1 pseudogene is annotated in these 281 nt (G+C 47.7%); it reads right to left on the bottom strand.

Going from position 1 to position 281, the window contains the following annotated elements:
• Positions 1-281 (bottom strand): annotated as a pseudogene (locus C1G53_RS12405) (bifunctional DnaQ family exonuclease/ATP-dependent helicase); the annotation flags it as partial.

Below are 281 nucleotides of genomic sequence, written 5' to 3'. Positions count from 1 at the left end.
CGAGTAAAATTTGGCATTCCCCTCGTTCAAATTTGCGTTTGAGAGTCATTTCCTGTCCATGCTTGTGCTGGGCTAGGTGGGGAATGTTATTGTCTTCTAACAAATCCGACACCTGCAAGAGCATAGAAATCGATGTAAACAAGACCAAAATCGGTCGTCCCAGCTCTGCTATCTCTCCTAAAGTAGTAGCCAAATATGCTGCATGCTCCTCCTTGGTCCAAGCGAGGATGTCGGGGAGATGGGTCGGAAAAAGTAGCCGCTGGTTGGTCACAGTTTGAGTC

The organism is Streptococcus suis, assembly GCF_002960445.1.
GTDB classification, from domain to species: Bacteria; Bacillota; Bacilli; order Lactobacillales; family Streptococcaceae; genus Streptococcus; species Streptococcus hyiners.
The sequence above is the reverse complement of the archived record's forward strand: the minus strand, read 5'-3'. Positions and strand labels throughout refer to the sequence as shown.